Source organism: Paractinoplanes aksuensis (genome assembly GCF_024137025.1).
GTDB classification, from domain to species: domain Bacteria; phylum Actinomycetota; class Actinomycetes; order Mycobacteriales; family Micromonosporaceae; genus Actinoplanes; species Actinoplanes aksuensis.
This window is the reverse complement of sequence record NZ_JAMYJR010000019.1, coordinates 63,659-84,958: the sequence shown is the minus strand read 5'-3', so window position 1 is coordinate 84,958 and position 21,300 is coordinate 63,659. Positions and strand designations below refer to the sequence as shown.

Annotated in this window: 16 protein-coding genes; 7 read left to right on the top strand and 9 right to left on the bottom strand. The window is 71.2% G+C overall.

The annotated features are described in order from the left end of the window. Positions 1-167 precede the first annotated feature (167 nt). Entirely contained in the window at positions 168-1,088 is a 921-nt protein-coding gene (locus tag M1L60_RS18950; protein WP_253238769.1) for a hypothetical protein, read from the top strand. 324 nt (positions 1,089-1,412) lie between these two features. Further along, entirely contained in the window at positions 1,413-3,035 is a 1,623-nt protein-coding gene (groL, locus tag M1L60_RS18945) for a chaperonin GroEL (RefSeq protein ID WP_253238768.1), read from the top strand. Between the two features lie 45 nt (positions 3,036-3,080). On the opposite strand, the gene M1L60_RS18940 is transcribed toward groL, so the two are convergent. Beyond that, positions 3,081-8,432 carry an Ig-like domain-containing protein gene (locus M1L60_RS18940; RefSeq protein ID WP_253238767.1) on the bottom strand — a complete coding sequence of 1,784 codons (5,352 nt, stop codon included), beginning with the start codon at positions 8,430-8,432 and terminating at the stop codon, positions 3,081-3,083. Between the two features lie 138 nt (positions 8,433-8,570). On the opposite strand from M1L60_RS18940, the gene M1L60_RS18935 reads away from it, so the two are divergent. Beyond that, positions 8,571-10,367, top strand: a complete 1,797-nt coding sequence (locus M1L60_RS18935; protein WP_253238766.1) for a glycerol-3-phosphate dehydrogenase/oxidase — start codon at positions 8,571-8,573, stop codon at positions 10,365-10,367. Beyond that, positions 10,364-10,627: a DUF4031 domain-containing protein gene (locus M1L60_RS18930; protein ID WP_253238765.1), complete on the top strand. Its 264-nt coding sequence runs from the start codon at positions 10,364-10,366 to the stop codon at positions 10,625-10,627. The genes M1L60_RS18935 and M1L60_RS18930 overlap by 4 nt, the downstream gene beginning before the upstream one ends. Here M1L60_RS18930 and M1L60_RS18925 read toward each other — a convergent pair. After that, a complete protein-coding gene (locus M1L60_RS18925) occupies positions 10,624-11,256 on the bottom strand; it encodes an HD domain-containing protein (protein WP_253238764.1) in 633 nt (210 codons plus the stop codon). The genes M1L60_RS18930 and M1L60_RS18925 overlap by 4 nt on opposite strands. 204 nt (positions 11,257-11,460) lie before the next feature. On the opposite strand from M1L60_RS18925, the gene M1L60_RS18920 reads away from it, so the two are divergent. Beyond that, positions 11,461-12,639 carry an FUSC family protein gene (locus M1L60_RS18920; RefSeq protein WP_253238763.1) on the top strand — a complete coding sequence of 393 codons (1,179 nt, stop codon included), beginning with the start codon at positions 11,461-11,463 and terminating at the stop codon, positions 12,637-12,639. 51 nt (positions 12,640-12,690) lie between these two features. On the opposite strand, the gene M1L60_RS18915 is transcribed toward M1L60_RS18920, so the two are convergent. Together M1L60_RS18915 and M1L60_RS18910 are read right to left on the bottom strand one after the other, a co-directional pair. Beyond that, positions 12,691-14,943, bottom strand: a complete 2,253-nt coding sequence (locus M1L60_RS18915; protein WP_438862131.1) for a PrsW family intramembrane metalloprotease — start codon at positions 14,941-14,943, stop codon at positions 12,691-12,693. A 131-nt stretch (positions 14,944-15,074) separates the two neighbouring features. Further along, positions 15,075-15,371 carry a GroES family chaperonin gene (locus M1L60_RS18910; protein WP_253238774.1) on the bottom strand — a complete coding sequence of 99 codons (297 nt, stop codon included), beginning with the start codon at positions 15,369-15,371 and terminating at the stop codon, positions 15,075-15,077. 111 nt (positions 15,372-15,482) lie between these two features. Between M1L60_RS18910 and M1L60_RS18905 the strand changes: the two genes are divergently transcribed. Further along, on the top strand, positions 15,483-16,736 hold the full coding sequence (locus tag M1L60_RS18905) for an AI-2E family transporter (protein ID WP_253238762.1): 1,254 nt from the start codon (positions 15,483-15,485) through the stop codon (positions 16,734-16,736). Between the two features lie 10 nt (positions 16,737-16,746). Here the strand turns inward: M1L60_RS18905 and M1L60_RS18900 are convergent, their stop codons facing one another. The 5 genes from M1L60_RS18900 to M1L60_RS18885 all read right to left on the bottom strand — a co-directional run bounded on the left by M1L60_RS18900 (position 16,747) and on the right by M1L60_RS18885 (position 20,320). Continuing rightward, complete coding sequence (locus M1L60_RS18900) at positions 16,747-17,076, bottom strand: DUF1416 domain-containing protein (RefSeq protein WP_253238761.1); 330 nt, start codon at positions 17,074-17,076, stop codon at positions 16,747-16,749. Positions 17,077-17,078: 2 nt separating this feature from the next. After that, positions 17,079-17,927, bottom strand: coding sequence for a sulfurtransferase (locus M1L60_RS18895; RefSeq protein WP_253238760.1), 849 nt, complete (start codon positions 17,925-17,927; stop codon positions 17,079-17,081). 171 nt (positions 17,928-18,098) lie between these two features. Continuing rightward, the gene (locus tag M1L60_RS48275) at positions 18,099-18,176 is read right to left on the bottom strand and encodes an Ms5788A family Cys-rich leader peptide (RefSeq protein WP_369077235.1); all 78 of its coding nucleotides are present in this window, start codon (positions 18,174-18,176) and stop codon (positions 18,099-18,101) included. Between the two features lie 115 nt (positions 18,177-18,291). Beyond that, the gene (locus M1L60_RS18890) at positions 18,292-19,086 is read right to left on the bottom strand and encodes an LmeA family phospholipid-binding protein (RefSeq protein WP_253238759.1); all 795 of its coding nucleotides are present in this window, start codon (positions 19,084-19,086) and stop codon (positions 18,292-18,294) included. A 235-nt stretch (positions 19,087-19,321) separates the two neighbouring features. Beyond that, positions 19,322-20,320: a hypothetical protein gene (locus M1L60_RS18885; RefSeq protein WP_253238758.1), complete on the bottom strand. Its 999-nt coding sequence runs from the start codon at positions 20,318-20,320 to the stop codon at positions 19,322-19,324. A 261-nt stretch (positions 20,321-20,581) separates the two neighbouring features. Between M1L60_RS18885 and M1L60_RS18880 the strand changes: the two genes are divergently transcribed. Further along, a complete protein-coding gene (locus tag M1L60_RS18880; protein ID WP_253238757.1) occupies positions 20,582-21,298 on the top strand; it encodes a winged helix-turn-helix transcriptional regulator in 717 nt (238 codons plus the stop codon). Positions 21,299-21,300 lie beyond the last annotated feature (2 nt).

Genomic DNA, 21,300 nt, shown 5'->3' with positions numbered 1-21,300 from the left:
CGCCCAACGCCATCCAGCGATCAAGAAGACCAACGTCAAGACCCCAAAACGACGAAACCGATGTTAAACGCGAAGCTAAGCTGCCCACCCTGGGTGGGGCGGCGGCGGCAGCGAGCGATGCGGCGGCCGGGGTGGCGGCCGGCCCGGTGCTCAGGCAAGGTGTCCCGGTGGACCACGGCGAAGCGCGCATCTTCATGGTCGAGGCACCGGTGGTGGCCGCCGCCGATCCCTTCGACCCTGAGGGGCGGACGGCCGACCTCACCCTGTCCCGCGCCTTCGTTCCGCCGGCCCCCGAGCCGCCCGACCCGCTGGTCGCCGGCCCCGGCCCGGCCGAGTGGTCGCAGCGCTTCGGCGCGGTGCTCGGCCGCAACGCCCTCGCTCTGCTGCCGGTGACCCTGCTGGCCGCCCTGCCCATGCACTTCTTCGTCGGCCGCCTCGACGAGGCCGTGATCGCCGCGCCCTATCTCTCGGACGTGGCCGGCGGGCTGGGGCTGCTGCTGCTCCCGTTCATGTGGCTGGCCTACCTGGCTGTGTCGGCGCTGCCCCAGGTGCTCAGCCTGGCCGGGGCGACCGGGGTGGCCGTGCCGCGCGCGGCCGAGGGCTCCCGGCCCCGCCTGCGCCGCACCTGGTCGCTGGTCGCGCTGCGCCTGCGGGCCCTCTGGCTCTGGTTCGCCGCCTTCTCGGTGCTCACCGGCAGCCTGCCGCTGGTGCTCACCGAGGACCAGTTCGGGCTGGCCGCCGCCGTGCCGCTGGCCGTCGTGCTCGGGGCCGTGTCGACCGGGCTGCTGACCCTGGGCGGGATGCTCGGTTGCGTCGTGCTGATCGAACGCGGTCAGGCCTGGCGGCGCTCGATGTATCTGCTGTCGCGCTCGCGGCCGGTCGGGCTGATCGCCGCCGCGGCCGGGGCCACCTTCGTGCCGGGGGTCACCGAGGCCGTGCTCGGCGGGTTCGCGGCCACCGCGGCCGGGGTGGTGGCGGTTCAGCTGTGGGCGATCGCGGCCCTGGTCACGTACGCCCAGGCACGCCGGGCCGACGAGCCGGTGACCAGCCTCTCCCTGCTGAACGAGCTGGCCGCCCCCGAGGACTGAGCGGGTCGGGCCAGCCAATTCAGCCTTCGGGCCGGTCTTGGGCGGCGGGCGGGGCGGTCGGATGGGTTTCCTTGCACTCGCACCCGGGGAGTGCTAAACAAGTCATTGGCACTCGGGACTGCTGAGTGCCAAGCAGGTCGGGACGGTGGGGTCTCGGTCGCGGCGTCGCCATCGACGCCGGGGCACGGGGCCGGTCGTCGCGGGCTATCCGGCTCGGCCTGAGGACGTCACATCGCCAGGTGGTGACGTCCGCAGAGTTCCGCACACGTGCGGGGGCGGGGCCCAACGGCCCAGCACCTCGAATGTCCAGGAGGACACAGCCGTATGGCCAAGATCATCGCATTTGACGAGGAAGCTCGTCGCGGCCTCGAGAGTGGTATGAACCAGCTCGCCGACGCCGTCAAGGTGACGCTCGGCCCCAAGGGCCGCAACGTCGTGCTCGAGAAGAAGTGGGGCGCTCCCACGATCACCAACGATGGTGTATCCATCGCCAAGGAGATCGAGCTCGAGGGTACCTTCGAGAAGATCGGCGCCGAGCTGGTCAAGGAGGTCGCCAAGAAGACCGACGACGTTGCCGGTGACGGCACGACGACGGCGACCGTCCTGGCCCAGGCGCTGGTTCGCGAGGGCCTGCGCAACGTCGCCGCCGGCGCCAACCCGATGGCCCTCAAGCGGGGCATCGAGGCCGCCGTGGCGAGCGTTTCCGAGGGCCTTCAGCAGCTCTCGAAGGACGTGGAGACCAAGGAGCAGATCGCTTCGACCGCCTCCATCTCCGCCGGTGACTCCACGGTCGGCGAGATCATCGCCGAGGCCATGGACAAGGTCGGCAAGGAAGGCGTCATCACCGTCGAGGAGAGCAACACCTTCGGTCTCGAGCTCGAGCTCACCGAGGGCATGCGCTTCGACAAGGGCTTCGTGTCGGCCTACTTCATGACCGACGCCGAGCGCATGGAGGCCGTCTTCGACGACCCCTACATCCTCATCGCGAACAGCAAGATCTCCGCGGTCAAGGACCTGCTCCCCATCCTCGAGAAGATCATGCAGAGCGGCAAGGCGCTCGTCATCATCGCCGAGGACGTCGAGGGCGAGGCCCTGGCCACCCTGGTCGTCAACAAGGTCCGCGGCACCTTCAAGTCGGTCGCCGTCAAGGCTCCCGGCTTCGGTGACCGTCGCAAGGCCATGCTGGAGGACATCGCCATCCTCACCGGTGGCGCCGTCATCAGCGAAGAGGTCGGCCTCAAGCTCGACAACGCCGACCTGAGCCTGCTGGGCCAGGCCCGCAAGGTCGTCATCACCAAGGACGAGACCACCATCGTCGACGGTGCGGGCAACGCCGAGCAGATCCAGGGCCGGGTCAACCAGATCCGGGCCGAGATCGAGAAGTCGGACTCCGACTACGACCGTGAGAAGCTGCAGGAGCGCCTGGCCAAGCTGGCCGGCGGCGTTGCGGTCATCAAGGTCGGCGCGGCCACCGAGGTCGAGCTCAAGGAGCGCAAGCACCGCATCGAGGACGCCGTTCGCAACGCGAAGGCGGCCGTCGAAGAGGGCATCGTCCCCGGTGGTGGCGTCGCCCTGGTGCAGGCCGGCAAGACCGCGTTCGACAAGCTCGACCTGGTCGGCGACGAGGCCACTGGCGCCAACATCGTCAAGGTCGCGCTCGACGCCCCGCTGCGTCAGATCGCCGTGAACGCCGGCCTCGAGGGCGGCGTCGTGGTCGAGAAGGTGCGCAACCTGGAGGCCGGTCACGGTCTCAACGCCGCCAACGGCGAGTACGTCGACCTGCTGGCCGCGGGCATCATCGACCCGGCCAAGGTCACCCGCTCGGCGCTGCAGAACGCCGCGTCGATCGCCGCGCTGTTCCTCACCACCGAGGCCGTCGTGGCCGACAAGCCCGAGAAGACCCCGGCTCCGGCCGGTGCCCCGGGTGGCGGAGACATGGACTTCTAAGTCCTTCTGAAAAGGGCGGGTCGCGTCAGCGACCCGCCCTTTTTGCTATCCCCGGTGCCGGCCGGGGCGGTGACGTCCCGGGGCGCCCAGGATCGGGATGCCGCCGGCCATCAGCAGGAACCCGCCGACCAGGACGGCGACGCCGCCCGCGGCGACCACGCTGATCACGTCGAGGCCGGTCTTGGCCAGCTTGCCGTCGCCGGTGTGGGCCGCGACCTCGTTGACCGTGACCGTGACGATCGCGGTGGCGGTGCCGCCGTGGCCGTCGCTGATCGTGTACGGGAACGAGTCGACCCCGCCCGCGTACGTCTTGAACGGCGCGTAGGTGACCGTGCCGTCCTTGTTCAGCACCGCCGTGCCATGTCGCGGCTTGCCGATCTTCACGACCTTCAGGGTGTCCGCGTTGGCGTCCTTGTCGTTCTTCAGCAGCGCGATCACCACCGAGTCACCGGCGTCGACCTTGGCGGCGTCGTTCGTGGCCACCGGGGCCGTGTTCACGCCGGCCACCTTGATCGTGATCGTGCCCTCGGCCACGTTGCCGTTGGCGTCGACCGCCTCGTAGGTGAAGGTGTCCGTACCGCTGAAGCCCTTGGCCGCGATGTAGGTGACCGTGTCGTCGGCGTTGAGCTTGGCCGTGCCGTGCTTCGGCCGGCCGATCGAGCGGACCGTGACCGGCACGCCGTGCTCGTCGGTGGTCGGCAGCGTGATCTTGACGGCCTGGCCCGGGCGCGCCTTGAGGGCCTTGTCCGGCACCACCGGCGGGGCGCCGACCGTGACCGTGACCGTGGTCGTGACGTGGTTGCCGTCGCCGTCGACCGCGGTGTAGCTGAACTTGGCGACCCCGGTGAAGTCGGCCGGCGGCGTGTACTTGACCTGGTTGCCGACGATCGTGGCGGTGCCGTGGTCGGGCGGGGTCACCGCGGTCAGCTTCAGGGTGTGCTCGGGGTCGAGGTCGTTGGCGAGCACCGGCACGGTGACCGGCTGGCAGTACGGGGTGGTCCGCTCGTCGGGCACGGCGACCGCGGCCCCCGAGCTGACGGTCACGGTGACCGTGGCCTGGGCGGTGCCGCCGTGGCCGTCGCTGATCGTGTAGGTGAAGGTGTCCGGGCCGGCGTAGTCGGGCCGGGCCGTGTAGCGGATCTTCCCGCCCACGACGGACGCCGTGCCGTGGGCCGGGGTGCCGACGGCGGTCACCGTCAGCGTCTGGCCGGTGTTGGCGTCGGTGTCGTTGACCAGCACGTCGAGGTCGATGCGCTTGCCCGCCAGCACCGCGGCGTTGTCGTCCTGGGCGACCGGCGCGGCGTTGGCCACGGTGACCGTCACCGTGCCGGTGGCGGTGTTGCCGGCCGCGTCCCGCACCACGTAGGTGAAGGTGTCGGCGCCGCTGAAGCCGGCCGCGGGCAGGTAGCGGACCTTGCCGTCGACGACGGTGGCCGTGCCGTGGGCCGGGGCCGAGACCGAGACCAGGGTCAGCGCGCCGCCCTCGGGGTCGGTGTCGTTGCCGGTGACCGGGATGTCCACGGCGGTGCCGGCGGCCGCGGTGGCGGTGTCGGCCGTCGCGGTCGGGGCGGCGTCGATGACGACGGTGACCGTGCCGGTGTCGGTGGCGCCCAGGTCGTCGGTGAGCACGTAGGTGAAGGTGTCGATGCCGCCGGTGAGGGCGTTCGGGCGGTAGCTGACCGTGCCGTCCGCGTTGCGGGTGACCGTGCCCTTGCCCGGGGTGCCGAGCGTGGCGATGCTCAGCGCCTGGCCGGTGTTCGGGTCGCGGTCGTTGGCCAGCAGGTCGAGCACGGTGGTCAGGCCGGGCCGGACGGTGAACCGGTCGTCCACGGCGATCGGGGCGGCGTTGCGGACGGTCACCCTGACCAGCGCCGACGCGGTGCCACCGTGGCCGTCGCTGATCGAGTAGGTGAACGTGTCGGTGCCGAACCAACCGGCCCGCGGGGTGTAGGTGACGGTGTTGCCCGCGGCGAGCACAGCGGTGCCGTGTGCGGCCGCCGTGACCGCGGTGACCTGCAGCGTGTCGCCGTTGAGGTCGGTGTCGTTGCCCAGCGGCGTGAGCACGACGGCGGTGTCGGTGTCGGTGGTGACCGCGTCGTCGCGGGCCACGGGCGCGGTGTTGATCACGCCGACGGTCACGGTGGCGCCGGCCTGGCCGCCCCGGCCGTCGGTCACGGTGTAGTGGAACGAGTCGGCGCCGAGGTAACCCGCCGCCGGGGTGTAGGTGACCTTGCCGTCGGTCCCGACCGTGGCCGTGCCGTGGGCCGGCGCGGCGTCGATGGTGACGGTCAGCGGGTCGTTGTTCGGGTCGTTGTCGTTGGCCAGCACGTCGATGGTCGCCACGGTGCCGCCGGGCACGGTGACCGAGTCGGGCCGGGCCACGGGCGCGCCGTTGGTGACGACCACGGTGATCTTCTTGGTGTCGGTGCCGCCGCGGCCGTCGTCGATCGTGAAGTCGAACGTGTCGGTGCCGGACCAGCCGGTGACCGGCGTGTAGGTCAGCGTGCCGTCGGCGTTCTTGGCCACGCTGCCGTGGGCCGGCGTGGTGAAGCCGAAGACGGTCAGGGTGTCGCCGTTGGGGTCGTTCGCGCCGGTCAGCGCGTCGATCCGGACGGCGGTGTCATAGGCCGTGTGCACCGACTGGTCGGCCGCGGTGGGCGTCGCGTTGCCCACGGTCACGACGACGGTCGCGGTGTCGGTGTCGGCGCCGTCGGTCACGACGTACGTGAAGGTGGCGTCCCCGGAGAAGCCGGCCGGCGCCTGGTAGACGATCTGGCCGCCGGTGATCGTGGCGGTGCCGTGGTCCGGCGGCCCGACCGACTGGATCGTGCGGGTGTCCCCGTTGGCGTCGGTGTCATTGGCCAGCACGTCGATCGTGACGCTGCCGCGGTAGACCACACTGGCCACGTCGTCGGCCGCGTGCGGCTTGGCGTTGCCCACCAGCACCTTGATCTGGCCGGTGCTGCGGCCGCCGAGGCTGTCCTCGACGACGTACGTGAAGGTGGCGGTGCCGGTGAACCCGGCGGCCGGGGTGTAGCTGACCACGTCGCCGGTCAGCGTCGCGGTGCCCGCGCCGGCCTGCGGCTGGGTGATCGAGTCGACGTGGATCGGGTTGTTGTTGGGGTCGGAGTCGTTGCCCAGCACCGGGATGTCGATGCGAGTGCCCGACGGCGTCGAGCGGGTGTCGTCGTTGGCCACCGGGGCCGCGTTGGCCGTGGTCACCGTGACGGTGGCGGTGGCGCCGGCGCCGTGGCCGTCCGAGACGGTGTACGTGAACGAGTCGGCGCCGGCCCAGCCCAGGGTGGGCGTGTAGGTGACCGTGCCGTCGGCCTCGACGACCGCGTGGCCGTGCGCGGGCGGGGTGCCCAGGGTGACGGTCAGGTCGGAGCGGGCGTCGTCGGGGTCGCTGTCGTTGGCCCGTACGTCGATCGACACCGGCACGCCGTTGGTCGTGCTCGCGGTGTCGGCCCCGGCCACCGGCGCCGCGTTGACCCGCAGCGCGGCCGAGCCGGTGTTGTTGCCCGTGACCACGTCGGCCCCGGCCCCCGAGACCTTGGCCGTGGCGACCGCGCTCGGCGCCGCGCCCGCACCGGCCACGGCGGGGATCGTGAAGGTGGCCTGGCTACCGGCCAGCAGGGTGCCGGCGGCGCAGGTGACGACCGACCCGGCGAGCGTGCAGCCCGAGGGCAGCGAGCCCGCGGTGACGCCGGTGGGCAGGGTCAGCTCGGCCTTGGCCGCGGGCTCCAGGTCCGTACCGTTGTTGGTGACCACGACGGTGTAGGCGACGGGGTTGGGCGCGGCGGCGCGCTGCACCGTGGCCGGCGAGACGGCGACCGCGACCGACAGGTCGGCCTTGGGCTGCTGCACGGTCATCCCGGTGGCGGCGGGCGTGCCGCTGATCGCCATGCCGGTGAACTTCGCCGTGTACGACGAGTTGGCCACGTTGGTGATCGTGAAGCCGGCCGGGGTGTCGGTGTCGACCTTGACCCGGAACGTGACGTACGAGGTCTCGTTGTGGGCCAGCGAGCCGCCCGCCGTGCCGGTGGGCGCGGTGCCGACCCCGAAGGTGGCCGTGCCGCCCGCGAACTGCGCGGTGTCGTCGCCCGCGGCGTCGGTCCGCGCGGCGCCCTCGACCTTGAGCGTGCCCGGGACGTAGGTGGTGTGGGTCGGGATCGCGTTGGACAGCACGGTGTTGAGCGCGACGTCGGTGCCGTCGTTCCTGACCGCGATCCGGTACTCGATCACGTCGCCCGGCAGCAGGTCGCCCCCGTCGACGTCGGTGCCGGTCATGGTCGTGACCACGTCGGGCGCGAACAGGTCGGTGGTGAAGGTGACGACGCCCGGATAGAACGTCTCGCCGCCCGTGGTCAGGGTCAGTTTGGCGTTGTTGACGCTGTTGTTGAGCTTGCCGCTGGCGTCGAACTGGTCGATGTCGACACCCATCAGGTTCTTGTTGCCGGGCGCGCGCCCGTTGTTGATCAGCGTGCCGGCCTGGCTCACGGTGCTGTTGAAGAAGTTGTCCTCCGGGTTCACCGCGTCCGACATCTTGTCGTTGTCGAGGGTCAGGGTGTCGCCGGTCAGGCCCAGGTCACCCTCGTAGACGACGGTGCCGATGCTGGCGTGCACGGTGCCGCTCTGCGGGGTCTCGAAGCCGGTGACCGGGATGACGACGCTGGTGTCGCTGCTGCTGACCACGCCGAAGCCGTCGAAGATGCGCAGGCTGTGCATGGGCTCGGCCGCGTTCTGGTAGGCGATGGCCAGGGCCCAGCCGGCGTACCGATCCTTGCCCGTGCCGGCCTGGATGTCGGCCACGCTGTAGACGCCGTTGCCGGCCCCCGAGACGAGCGCGGTCACGTCGGCGAAGCCCTGGTAGGCGGCGTTGTTGCTGTTGGTGAACACCTTGGAAGCGGTCACCGGCTGCCAGGCCGAGACGGGCGTACGGAACTTGACCGTGCCCCGGTCGGCCGCGTTCCTGGCCACGACACCGTTGCCGCCGGCCGAGGTGTCGGCACTCCAGTACAGACCGGCGAACAGCACCTTGCTGCCCGCGGGCATGCCGATCGTCGCCGTGCTGTCGTTGAACGTGGCCGGGTCGTTGTCGGCGTCCGCGTACTCCATGACGTACGCGTTGTTGTTGAGCGAACCGTTGGTGCCGGTGGCGAGGCCGTCCTGACCGGCCGTGCAGCCGGTGGCTGAGGGCGGGCACAACATGTTCGTGTTGCCGCGGAGCAGGATCGAGCCGTTCACGTTCGCCTCGAAACGCGAACTGAACGCGGTGGTGAGGGCAGCATCGGCTCGGTTACCCAGCAGCGTGATCGTCGCCGTCAGCGCGACGGCGGTCACCACCACCAGGACCAGCGTCCGATAGGCCTTGGACCGCAGAACGGCTCGAAGCATGAAGGACCCCGTCGTGTCGGCGAACGGCCTGGACCCCGGTGGTCCAGGCATTGAGATCGACGCTAGGGACGGCCGAGTGCGGAACGGTTGCGGCGGCGAGCGACTTCGGGAGCGACCGGGCCGCGTAACGTGGGACAGGTGCGCGAACCCTCCGTCTCCCGTTACACGGCCGGCCGGCTCTCCCCGATCCGGCGCGTGGCCGACCTCCGGCGCCTGCGTGACGAGCAGTTCGACGTCCTGGTCGTCGGCGGCGGCGTCACCGGGGCCGGGGCGGCCCTCGACGCGGCCTCCCGTGGGCTCAAGGTGGCCCTGGTCGAGGCCCGTGACCTGGCCGCCGGCACGTCCAGCCGGTCCAGCAAGCTGATCCACGGCGGCCTGCGCTACCTGGAACAGCTCGAACTGCACCTGGTGCACGAGGCGCTGACCGAGCGGGGCCTGCTCTCGACCCGGCTGGCACCCCATCTCGTACGACCGGTGCCGATCCTGGTGCCGCTGCCGGCCGGCCACCCGGCCGCGCGGGTCGGCCGCCGGGCCTACTACGGGCTCGGCGTCGCCGCGTACGACGCCTTCGCCGGCATCTTCGGCCCCGGCCGGGGCATGCCGCTGCACCGGCACCTGAGCCGCGACGGCGCCCGCCACCTGTTCCCCAGCCTGCGGGCCGAGACGGTGAGCGGGGCCATCCGCTACTACGACGGCCAGGTCGACGACGCCCGCCTGGTGGTCAACCTGGCCCGTACGGCGGCCAGCCTGGGCGCGGCCGTGGTGACCAGCGCCCGCGTGGTCGGCTTCGTGCGCGAGGCCCGCGAGGTGGTCGGCGTCCGGGTCCGCGACCTGGAATCGCCCGACTCACCGGAATTCGAGGTCCGGGCGCGCACGGTGGTCGCCGCCACCGGCGTCTGGAGCGACGACATGTCGCAGATGCTGCGCGACGTTGGCGTCCGCCCCGGCCTGCGGGTCCGCGCGTCCAAGGGCGTCCACCTGGTGGTGCCGCGCTCGGCCATCACCGGCGAGGCCGGCCTCATCCTGCGGACGCCGACGTCGGTGCTCTTCGTGATCCCGTGGGGCGGTCACTGGATCATCGGCACCACCGACACCGACTGGAAGCTCGACCGGTCGCATCCGGCGGCCTCCGCGCGCGACATCCGCTATCTGCTCGACCAGGTCAACGAGGTGCTCGACCGCCCGCTGACCACGGACGACATCGAGGGCGTGTACGCCGGGCTGCGGCCCCTGCTCAGCGGCGAGGCCGACTCGACGTCCAAGCTGTCGCGCGAGCACGCGGTGGTCGAGCCGATGCTGGGGCTGCTGCTGGTGGCCGGGGGCAAATACACGACGTACCGGGTGATGGCGGCCGACGTCATCGACCGGGCGGCCCGGCGGCTCGGGGTCGACCGGCCATCCCGTACGGCCGAATTGCCCCTGCTGGGGGCCGACGGCTACGCGGCGGCGTGGCGCGACCGGCAAGATGCGGCCCGCCGGCACGGCGTCACCACCGGGGTGATCGAGCACCTGCTCGAGCGCTACGGCACCCTCTCGGTCCACCTGCTCGCCATGATCAAGGCGGATCCGGCCCTGGCCGCGCCGCTGGCCGGGGCGCCGGAATATCTGGCGGCCGAGGTGGCGTACGCGGCCCTGGCCGAAGGCGCCCTGCACCTCGACGACGTGCTGACCCGCCGCCTGCGCATCTCGATCGAGACGGCCCACCGCGGCAGCGAATCGGTGGCCCACGCGGCCACGGTGATGGGGGCGGCGCTGGGCTGGGACGAGGCGGTGCGCGAGCGCGAGATCGAGCACTACACGGCCCGGGTGACGGCCGAACGGCAGAGCCAGACGATGGACGACGACGTGGCGGCCGACGCGGCCCGGCTGGGCGCGCCCGACGTGCGGGGTTACGCCGCCGACCGCGGGGTCGACCTGCTGCAAGTCGACCTTTGATCCTCGTCGACGAGCCGCGCTGGCCGGCCCGGGGCCGCCTCTGGTCCCACCTGGTCAGCGACGCGAGCTACGAGGAGCTGCACGTGTTCGCGGAGATGCTGGGCGCGCCCCGCCGAGCCTTCGATCGGGACCATTACGACATTCCGGACATGCGTTTCCGGAGCGCGCTGTGGTTGGGGGCGACGCTGCTGCCCTCGCGCGAGCTGGCGGCCCGGCTGCGGGCGGCCGGGCTGCGCCGCCCCAAACACCTGTACGGCTAGCCCTTGAGCTCGCGCTCCAGGTTGGCGCGGGCCTTCGACTCCCACTGCTCCCGCAGCGGGGCGAGACGGTAGATGGAGGGCAGCTCGAGCAGGGCCTTGAGCACCTGGGCCCGGCCGGCTTTGAAGTCCTCGTCGGGCACGTGGGCGTACTCCCGGCGGATGGCCGCGGTGTATTCGGCGTACGCCTCGTCGTTGCCGGCCAGCACGGCCAGGTCGGCGTCGCAGAGCAGTTCGCCATCCGGGTCGTCCTCTTCGGTGGCGTGGCCCGCGGTGAGCCCGACCAGCCGCGCGACCTCGGCCGCGGTGGCATCCGGCACGCCCAGGGTGGCCAGCAAACCCTCGGCGAACTCGGCGCTGTCCCGCTCGTTGGCGTCGCCCAGCGCCCGGGGGTCGTAGACGGCGTCGTGCATCCAGGCCGCCAGGCGGACCCGCTCCGGGTGCGGCGCCAGCTCGGCGAACTGGTCGACCACATCGAGCACGGCCGTCAGATGGGCCACAGTGTGGTACTGGCGTTGCGGCTCCGACCACCGCCCGATCAGATACCCACCGGCGGCCTCGAGGTCCGCGTCCGGCGCTGTGGCCCCGGCCGCCCGAACAGCCTCCCGGAACCGCCCCACAAGATTTTCCACACCCCAATCCTGACACCGTGCGTATCACGCAGCCTCAGCCGCCGGGGGTCGAGCGCGCCCCTACGCCTCCTAGCCAGCCCACCCGCCCCGGGGGTTGCCGTCAACTTACGCTTTTGTCCAGCTGGGACGAGCCGTTGTCCACAGGCGTGGCCTTGGCCTCGGTGAGTGCCTGTGGAGGACGGTGAGGACCTAGGGTCAGAAGTCATGACCGAGGTCGTACGGCAAGGGCGGATAGCTCGGGTGGGCGCCCGGGCCGGCACCGGCGTGCGGGCGGGCCTGCGCCGGGCCCGCCACGGGCTGGCGCTCGCCCTGCAGGCCGGGGTGGCGGCCGGGCTGGCCTGGTTCCTGGCCCACGACGTGATCGGCCGCCCGACCCCGTTCTTCGCTCCGATCGCGGCGGTGATCACGCTGGCGTCGTCGGTCGGGCAACGAGCCCGGCGTACGGCCGAACTGGTCCTCGGGGTGGCCATCGGCATCGGCATCGGGGACGCCCTGATCCTGGTCATCGGCAGCGGCCCCTGGCAAATCGGGCTGATCGTGCTGCTGGCCGTGATCGTGGCCACCGCGGTCGGGGGCGGCACGCCGCTGGTGGTGCAGTCGGCCTCCTCGGCCGTCCTGGTGGCCACGCTCACCTCGAGCACCGGCCTGCCGTGGACGCGGTTCCTGGACGCCCTGGTCGGCGGTGGTGTCGGCCTGGCCGTGATGACGGTGCTGCTGCCGCTCAACCCGCTCAACGTCGTGCGCCGCGCGGCCGACCCGGCCCTGCGCGCCATGTCCGACGGACTGCACCAACTCGGCATGGGCATGTCCGAACGCAACCGCGACACCATCAGCGACGCCCTGAACCACATGCGAGCCGCTGAAACCTCGTTCGCCGCGTTCTCGTCAGCCGTCACCGCCGCCCGCGAGAACGTCGCCTTCGCCCCCGCCCGCTGGCGCACCCGAGGCGCGCTGGCCCTCTACGTCGACGGCGCCAACCACATTACGTACGCCCTGAGAAACTGCCGCGTGATGAGCCGCCGCGCCGACACCGCCCTCAGCGACGACGAACCGATCCCGCAGGTGCTGGCCGTCTCGGTGGGCCTGCTGGGCGACGCCGTCGACCTGCTCCGCCAGGAATGGGCAAAAGGCGTCGAGCCGGTCGCCGCCCGCGAACGCGCCCTACGCGCCGCAGCCGAATGCGGCCAGGCGTACGAGGAAGGTGTCGCCTTCTCCGGCGGTGTCATCGTGGCCCAGATCCGAACTGCCGCCACCGACATCCTGCGCGCCAGCGGCATCGACTACGCCGAGGCCCCCCGCCTGGTCCGCCGAGCGGTCGGCCGCCCTCACTCCAGCCGCCGCAAGCCCACCTCCCGCTCCGCCCTGGGCCACCCACCCACCTGACCCAACGGCCACGCCGACACGGCCACCCGTCCCGGGCCGCGAAGTGGGCTACTACTGGGGAGGGTCAGCCGGCCGGTTCTCCACATCCGGGGCCGGTGCGACCTCGGAGGGCGGCGGCGCGAACGGCGGGGGCGTTGGGTAGCCGCCGGTCGTGGGGGCCTGGGTGTGGTCGGTCGGATAGCTGTAGCCAGGCTGAGCGCCATAGCCGGGCTGAGCGCCATAGCCGGGCTGAGCGCCATAGCCGGGCTGAGCGCCATAGCCAGGCTGAGCGCCATAGCCGGGCTGGGCGCCGGTGGTCGGCTGGGAGCCGGGGTCGGGCAGCGCGGCGTACCCGGGCTGGGTGCTGTCCGAGGGCTGGACGTCCCGAGGATTCTGATCCGGCTGGGTGGCATTGCCCGGCTGACTGCCGTTCCCGGACTGGGGAGGCGGCGAGTTGTACCCAGGCTGTGGTGCATAGGAAGGCTGCCCGCCATACCCCGGCTGGGCAGCATAGGGCGGCTGGGAACCATACCCAGGTTGCCCGCCGTACCCAGGCTGAGTGCCGTACCCAGGCTGAGTGCCGTACCCAGGCTGAGTGCCGTACCCAGGCTGGCTCCCGTACCCAGGCTGGCCGCCATAACCGGGCTGGCCATAACCGGGCTGAGCGCCATACCCAGGCTGAGTGCCATACCCAGGTTGCCCGCCGTGGCCCGGCTGAGTGCCGTAGCCAGGCTGAGTGCCGTACCCGGGCTGAGTGCCGTACCCGGGCTGGCCGCTGTAGCCGGGGTAGGAGCCGTACCCGGGCTGGGGTGCCTGCTGCGGCCAAGGCGCATACCCCGGCGGCGGCCCCCCATAGGCGCCACTGGTCGGGTGAGCGCCGTATGCGCCGCCAGCCGGGGCGCCGTACGGCAGGGCTGGATAACCGCCCTGTGCGTACGCGGGCTGGGCGAACCGGATCGGCACCGGCACCACCGGCTCGGCGGGCGGCGGCACCGTGCGGGTCACGCCGTCGGGGAAGTTGATCTGGTAGTTGTGCCCGTCCCAGAACGCCTGCGGCGCCTGCGGGTCCTTGGCCGTGAAGACCGCCCGGTACTCGACGATGTCGGCCAGCAACCGCTGCTCCTCGACCGCCGCCCGCTGCAAGTCTTGCGGCTTGCGGTCGAGCCCCCGGTTCATCCCGTCCCGGAGCAGGGCCAGCTGTGTCGACGCGAACTGGAAGCTCTTCATCGCCTTCTGGCCGGCCTCACCCGAGACCCGCCGGGCCCACTGCCGGGCCGAGTAGCGCCGGCCCAGGCTGCCCAGCGCCGCCACCTCGGGCGGCGAGAACCAGCCCGCCGACACGTAGTACGGCAGCACCCGCTCGGTGAGCCGGCCCTCCCAGGCGCGCAGCGCGATCGCGAAGCCGACGACCGCGAAGAAGAACGGCACCATGAAGCCCAGATAGCCGTACAACATGATGAAGGGTTGGGACAGGCTGACCGAGAGCGTCGGCAGCAGGTTGAACGTGCCGTGCAGGATCATCGCGAGCAGCAGGCCGGCGATGGGGGCCAGCCAGCGCACCCGGCGGTCGCCGGAGCGGGCCGCGATGCCCAGGCCGATGCCGGTCATGGCCGAGAACAGCGGGTGGGCGAAGCCGGTGAACAGGATGCGCACGATGAAGATCGCGAACAGGTTCTGCAGGCCGGTGGCCGGGCCGTACTGCTCGACGCCGGCCGCGTAGCCGTGCTGGCCCAGGTAGAGCACGTTCTCGACCATGGCGAAGCCGAGCGCCGACATGCCCAGATAGACGATGCCGTCGGTGATGCCGGACCACTCGGCCCGGCGCCGCCAGAAGATCAGGAACGGGCCGGCCGCCTTCATCAGCTCTTCGATGAAGGGCGCCACGAGCACCGCGACCAGGGCGTCGGGCAGGCCGATGTTGTCGAAGAGGATGGCCGAGCCGGTGTTGACCCCCAGCGCCACCGCGGTCGCGATGGCGGCGCCCCAGGCGAAGCAGAAGGCCAGGTAGCGGATGGGTTCGGGCTCGTAGCGGTCGAGCCACAGGAACGCGGCGACCAGCAGCGGGACCGGCAGCACGGCCGCCGTCAGGCCGATGGCGAGGCCGGTCGGGCCGATGTTGACGCCCAGGAACAGCAGCATGCCGATGGCGCCGGCCAGCAGGAACGAGACGACGCCGGCGATCGGCAGCCAGCGCCGCCAGCCGGTGCGGCGGCCGGCCACGGCCAGCCCGGTGCCCGGCATGACGTCCGTGGCGACGGCAGCAGTCGGCTCGGCCTCGGTGGCGGCGGGTGGAGGAGCTGACTGGTCGGGCGAGACGTCGGCCATGTGGCCAGCGTAGTCACCCGATAGGCGACAAGCCGCCCCGAGTCGCCTGCCGGCCGATCAAGGTCGCCCGCCGGCCGATCAAGGTCGCCCGCCGGCCGATCAAGGCTGCCCGCCGGCCGATCAAGAAGGGGTCAGAGGTAGAGGCCGGTGCCGTCGGTCTCGACCCGGACGGCGGCCACGGCGTGCACGTCACGCTCGCGAAGCAGCACGTATTCGCGGCCGTGCAGTTCGACCTCGGAGCGGTCGTCGGGGTCGAAGAGCACCCGGTCGCCCACGACGATCGAGCGGACGTTGGGCCCGACGCCGACCGCGGTGGCCCAGGAGAGCCGCCGGCCCATCGACGCCGTGGCCGGGATCACGATGCCGGCGGTCGAGCGGCGCTCGCCCTCGCCGCCGTCCTGGCGGACGAGCACGCGGTCGTGCAGCATGCGGATCGGCAGTCCGCTCTCGGTGCGGGTGTCGGTGCTCACGACTGCTGACGGTACGCCGCCCGCCGTGGCGGCCACCCTGCGGGAGCGTCCGGAGACTAGGTTGTATCGGTGAGCCGGTTGCAGCGAGTCCGGGACAACGTCAAGCGGGCCTACGAAGCGGGGCGGGACTCGGTTCGTCTGGCTCGGGAGGATTCGCGCCCCGAAGCGGAGCCCGAGGTCGAGTTCGCCCCGCCGCCGCCCGAGCCGGCCGACGCCCATCATTCGACCAGCAGCCGCGACGACGCCGAGGTGCCGCACTCGTTGCGCATCGCCGCGGCCTGGGGCTGGCGGCTGATCGTGGTCGGCCTGGTCGGCTGGGCGCTGCTGCGGTTCGTCGGCATCATCAGCGTGGTCGTGATCCCGCTGGCCGTCTCGTTGCTGCTGTCGGCGCTGCTGGCGCCCGCGGTGGGCTGGCTCCGCCGGTTGCGCCTGCCGGCCTCGCTGGCCACGTTCCTGGTGCTGATCTGCGGTCTGGCCGCCGTCGCGGGCACCCTCACGCTGGTCATCACCCAGTTCGTCAACGGTCTGCCCCAGCTGACCGAGGGGGCCACCGCGGGCATCCGGACGATTCAGGAGTGGGCCAAGACCGGGCCCCTGCACCTGTCGGACGACCAGGTCAACCAGGCCATCGACAACGCGCAGAACTGGATCAACCTGAACACCGCGTCGCTGACCTCGACCGGCATCGCCACCGCGGCGACCGTCTTCGAGGTGCTGACCGGGGCGATCCTGGTGCTGTTCTCGACGTTCTTCTTCCTGCGGGACGGCCGCAAGATCTTCCGTTTCGTCGTCCGGCTGTTCCCGGTGAACGCGCGCTGGTCACTGGCCGACGCGGGCGACGCCTCGTGGGCCACGCTGGGCGCCTACGTCCGGGCCACCGTGCTGGTCGCTTTCATCGACGCCGTCGGCATCGGCATCGCCCTGGTCGTGCTGGACATCCCGTTCCCGTTCCCGCTGGCCGCGCTGGTGTTCCTGGGCGCGTTCATCCCGATCGTCGGCGCGAGCATCTCGGGCGCGGTGGCCGTGCTGGTGGCCCTGGTCGACCAGGGCTGGGTGATCGCGCTGATCGTGCTGGGCGCGGTGATCCTGGTCCAGCAGGTCGAGGGGCACATCCTGCAACCCCTGATCATGGGACGGGCCGTGGCGATCCACCCGCTGGCCGTGATCGTCGGGATCGCGTCGGGGGTGGTGCTGGCCGGCATCATCGGCGCGCTGATCGCGGTCCCGCTGATCGCCGTGCTCAATACGGGCGTACGCCGTCTGACCCGCCGCAGACCAGAAGTGCCGCCGACTGCCGTGGTAGTGGCAGGCGGCGGCACTTGATGCCGGAGAACTAGGCGGGGCTGACGCTCAGTCCGACCTCGTTGACGCCGACCGTGGCGTCCACGACGACCTCGCCGTTGCCGCTGCGGCTGAGGGCGCGCAGCGTCCACGAGCCGGGCGCCGCGAAGAAGCGGAACACGCCCTCGGGCGACGAGACGACCTCGGCCGTGAACTCGCCGGTCGAGTCGAGCAGCCGCACGTACGCGCCGCCGACGGCCTCACCCTCGGCGGTCTGCACGATGCCGGTCAGGACGGTCTCGCGGTGGATGTCGACACTGGCCGGCATCGGGGCCGACTGGTCGGGGGCGGCGCAGCCGGCCGCGACATTCGGAGAAGTCATTGTCACGCCTTTCCGGGTTCGTCGCCGAGGGCGATCGGGACGCCGATGAGCGAGCCGTACTCGGTCCACGAACCGTCGTAGTTCTTGACGTTCTCGTGGCCGAGCAGTTCCTGCAGCACGAACCAGCTGTGCGAGGACCGCTCGCCGATCCGGCAGTACGCGATGGTGTCCTTGCTGCCGTCGAGGCCGGCCTCACCGTAGATCTTGGCGAGCTCGTCGTCGGACTTGAAGGTGCCGTCCTCGTTGGCCGCCTTGCTCCACGGCACGCTGATCGCGGTCGGGATGTGCCCGCCGCGCTGCGACTGCTCCTGGGGCAGGTGGGCCGGGGCCAGCAGCCGGCCGGCGAACTCGTCGGGGCTGCGCACGTCGACCAGGTTCTTCACGCCGATGGCCTCGACGACCTCGTCGCGGAAGGCGCGGATCGACAGGTCGGGCGCCTTGGCCGTGTACGTGGTGCCGGCGCGGACCGGCACGTCCTTGGTGTACGGGCGGGCGTCGAGTTCCCACTTCTTGCGGCCGCCGTCGAGCAGACGGACCTGCTCGTGGCCGTACAGCTTGAAGTACCAGTAGGCGTACGCCGCGAACCAGTTGTTGTTACCGCCGTAGAGGATCACGGTGTCGTCGTTGGAGATGCCGCGCTCGGACAGCAGCGCGCCGAACTGCTCCTGGTTGACGAAGTCGCGCCGGACCGGGTCCTGCAGGTCCTTCTTCCAGTCGATCTTGATCGCGCCGGGGATGTGCCCGCCGTCGTAGGCGGTGGTGTCCTCGTCGACCTCGACGAAGACCAGGCCCGGGGTGTCGAGGTTCTGCTCGGCCCAGTCGGCCGAAACGAGTGCGGTGTCGCGACTCATCAGTTCACTCCCTTGTCAGGTGAGAGATGGGGGTGAGTCAGCGCACGGGGTGGTGTCGCACCGCGCGCGGGACCCAGTGGAGAAGATCTCGGGCTGTCGTGCGACGGAACCACGGACCCGGCAGCGTTGCCGGCGGGGTGAGCTAGAAAGTGCTCAGCACAGGTGGCCCCGTCAGAAGACGGGGCGACACAGGCAGGCGGCCACGCGGCACAGGTCGACCGCGCGCCTCTTGGTGAGCAACAGGCTCATGAGAACGGACCCTACCAGCGGTTCACGTGCTGATAACAGAGCCGACCACGAACTGGGACATGGGACGAGTCTTCAGTCAGGTCAAAGGGCGGCGGCGGGGTGGTTGGATGGGGGGTCACACACCGGCGGCGTTCAGTGACACGTCGTTGGCCCCGGCGGTGAAGCGCAGACCCTCGGGAGTGGGCTCGACCTTCTGCACGGCCAGCTTGAGCGGAAGCTCCGGAACGCGCAGGTCGACCGACAGTTTCTGCACGTAGCTGTTGATGAGGTTGCGGATGATCGGCACGTTGGGCAGGTTCTCGGCGGTCACGTCGGAGAAGCGGACCTGCACGACGCCCTCCTTCACCGTGACCGCGGCCGTGCCCGAGACGTCGAAGGTCTGGCCGAGGGCCTGGACGGGCGCGTTGCCGACGAGCTTGCCGTCGCGTTCGGCCAGCTTCAGGCCGGGCTGGCCGATCAGCTCGGCCAGCTGCGGGTAGTCGATGGTGCCGGTGCCGGTCACAGTCTTGGCCACGATCGGCCCGCTGCCGCTGCGGATGGTGTCGAGCGGCGCGTTGACGTCGTCGGCGTTCACGTCGAGGTCGGCCACGCGGACGGTCCGGTTGTTGCCGGCCGGGCCGGAAAGATTCGCCAGCTGGATCCGGATGCGCTCGTAGTTGCCGTCGAGCACCTGGGTCAGGAACGGCACGCCCTCGATCGAGACCTCGGGCTTCTCGCTGGTCGCGTTCTGATCGGCGATCTGCTCGGAGACGCGCTCGCCGATCATGCGCTCGGCGTAACCGGCGGCGAACCGGTCGAGCCCGACCAGCACCCCGCCGACCAGGATCAGAAAGATGAGCAGGGTGATCAGCAGGCGTCGTCCCCGCCGCTTCTTGCGCGGGCGCTCAGTGCCGTAGACCTCGCCGCTCACCGACCGTCCTCCCACCAGAGCCGAAACTGCCCAGAACCGTACATGCCCCGACTGTGGCGGCTACGAAACCGTAGGGTCCGTTTCTCAGCTGGGGCGGGGCTGCGGCGAGGCCCAGATTCCGCCTGGCGGCGTCCTGTGGAGGCCTGGTTACAACACCGGTAGCCAGGCCTCCACAGGCCACCACCAGACGAAATCTGGACCGCGCCTCGCTCCCACCCCAGCTGAGAAACGGACCCTAACCGAGATACCAGTGGCTCAAGGCGTACGCGATGGGGGAGAGCAACGCGAAGGCGCCGAGCGGCCCCTGCATGTGCCGGGCCACCCAGAACGTCGGCGCGTCGCCGGCCAGCTGGCGGTCGGCCTGCCCGAAGTTGACCGCGAGGTCGACCAGGTGGGCGATGAGGACGGCGATCAGCCCCACGACGGCGCCCTTGGCCGGAGTGAACGGCAGCACCAGCACGCTGCCCAGCGCGGCCGCTGACAGCGTGCCGAGCATCGCGCCGAGCACGATCCCGGTGGCGCCGCGGGGCACCTGGGCGGCCAGGCGGGGCTTGGGGAAGATCGCGTCGGTGGCCCGCGCGACCAGCAGCGCCACCCCCGCGGCCACGGCGCCGACGGTCAGCGTCTGGGTGCCGACGGCCTGCCGGGTCAGCAGGATCGGAACGGCGTACGCGACCACGCCGGCCACGATCACCAGCGTGGTCCGCCAGGAGTCGGTGACCCGCTTGCGGTCCTCGGCCCGGAAGAGCTGACCGACCACGGCCACGACGAGGCCGCCGAGCGTCACCCAGACCAGCGGCAGGAACTCGGCCTGCGCGCTCGTGACGGCCAGATAGTCGGCGACCAGCGCGACCACCACGCAGACGCCGGCCGTGGTCAGCGCGGCCGGTGGGCCGAGCGCCATCACCCAGGCCAGCAGGGCCAGCAGCTGCACCCCGAAGAGCACGATCGCGTACGGCAGCCGGGAGTCGGGGGCCGAGGTCACGGCGCCCAGCACCAGGCCGACCGCGAGCAGCCCGGCGAAGCCGGCGATGGCCAGCGACAGCTGACGGCGGACGGGGACGACCTCGATCTCCTCGAGTTCGTCGTCCTCGCCTTCCTCGGGCTCGGGGGCGGGCTCGTCGGGGCCGGGCTCGTCCCGGAAGCCGGCGGACGGGCGCTTGCCGCCGCCCCTCGCGATCTCCCGCGAGGCGTCGGCGTCCCAGGACTCGTCCTGCGGCATGGTGGGGAACACGCAAGCGATCGTGCCAGAACGAACGCGGACGCCCAATTCCCCGGGCTCTGTTAAACCCCTGTTACGAAACTGCCATTTGTACGCCGGTAGGGCGTTCACTACATCACTCAGACAAACGATCGAGGCGTTCCTGGTGATGCATCGGTTAAGGTAAGCCCAGCCCACCCGTCGGTGACGCCGGGAAATGTCCGCCGATGTCGGAACGAAGAGTAACGCCATCGAGTCACCCGAGCGGCCCTGGCCGCAAGGACGGAGGTGAGTGTGGAAATCCTTCTGTTGGTGACGGCGCGTGCCGGTGAACCTTCCGCCGTGCTGCCCGCGCTGGATCTGCTTCCCCACTCCGTACGCACTGCCCCCCGCGACGTCCGCACCCTGGTTTCCGGGCCCAGCCCCGACGCCGTGATGGTGGACGCCCGCTCCGAGCTCTCCGAGGCCCGGGCCACGTGCCGCATGCTGCACGCGACCGGCATCGGTGTCCCGCTGATGGCGGTCGTCACCGAGGCGGGCCTGATCGCGCTCAACGCCGACTGGGGCGTCGACGACTTCATCCTGGCCAGCGCCGGCCCGGCCGAGGTCGAGGCCCGTCTGCGGCTGTCGGTCGGCCGCCTGAGCAGCGCGACCGCGGGCGCCGGCGGTTCGGTCCGCGCGGGCGAGCTCAACATCGACCCCGACACGTACGCGGCGAAGCTCAAGGGCCGTCCGCTCGACCTCACGTACAAGGAGTTCGAGCTGTTGAAGTTCCTGGCCCAGCACCCGGGCCGGGTCTTCACCCGCGACCAGCTGCTGCGCGAGGTCTGGGGTTACGACTACTTCGGCGGCACGCGCACGGTCGACGTGCACGTCCGCCGGCTGCGGGCCAAACTCGGCTCTGAGTACGAGTCGATGATCGGCACCGTGCGCCAAGTCGGCTACAAGTTCGTGGTGCCGCCGTCCGGCCGCCAGTTGCCCGACAACGAGCCGGTCTCGCTGCCGGTCTAGGG

What these genes read in the sequence shown, in the direction of transcription:
- groL (WP_253238768.1), top strand. Translation starts at nt 1,413, where the DNA reads ATGGCCAAGATCATCGCATTTGACGAGGAAGCTCGTCGCGGCCTCGAG.
- M1L60_RS18940 (WP_253238767.1), bottom strand. Translation starts at nt 8,432, where the DNA reads ATGCTTCGAGCCGTTCTGCGGTCCAAGGCCTATCGGACGCTGGTCCTG.
- M1L60_RS18920 (WP_253238763.1), top strand. Translation starts at nt 11,461, where the DNA reads ATGACCGAGGTCGTACGGCAAGGGCGGATAGCTCGGGTGGGCGCCCGG.
- M1L60_RS18915 (WP_438862131.1), bottom strand. Translation starts at nt 14,943, where the DNA reads ATGGCCGACGTCTCGCCCGACCAGTCAGCTCCTCCACCCGCCGCCACC.
- M1L60_RS18910 (WP_253238774.1), bottom strand. Translation starts at nt 15,371, where the DNA reads ATGCTGCACGACCGCGTGCTCGTCCGCCAGGACGGCGGCGAGGGCGAG.
- M1L60_RS18900 (WP_253238761.1), bottom strand. Translation starts at nt 17,076, where the DNA reads ATGACTTCTCCGAATGTCGCGGCCGGCTGCGCCGCCCCCGACCAGTCG.
- M1L60_RS18895 (WP_253238760.1), bottom strand. Translation starts at nt 17,927, where the DNA reads ATGAGTCGCGACACCGCACTCGTTTCGGCCGACTGGGCCGAGCAGAAC.
- M1L60_RS48275 (WP_369077235.1), bottom strand. Translation starts at nt 18,176, where the DNA reads ATGAGCCTGTTGCTCACCAAGAGGCGCGCGGTCGACCTGTGCCGCGTG.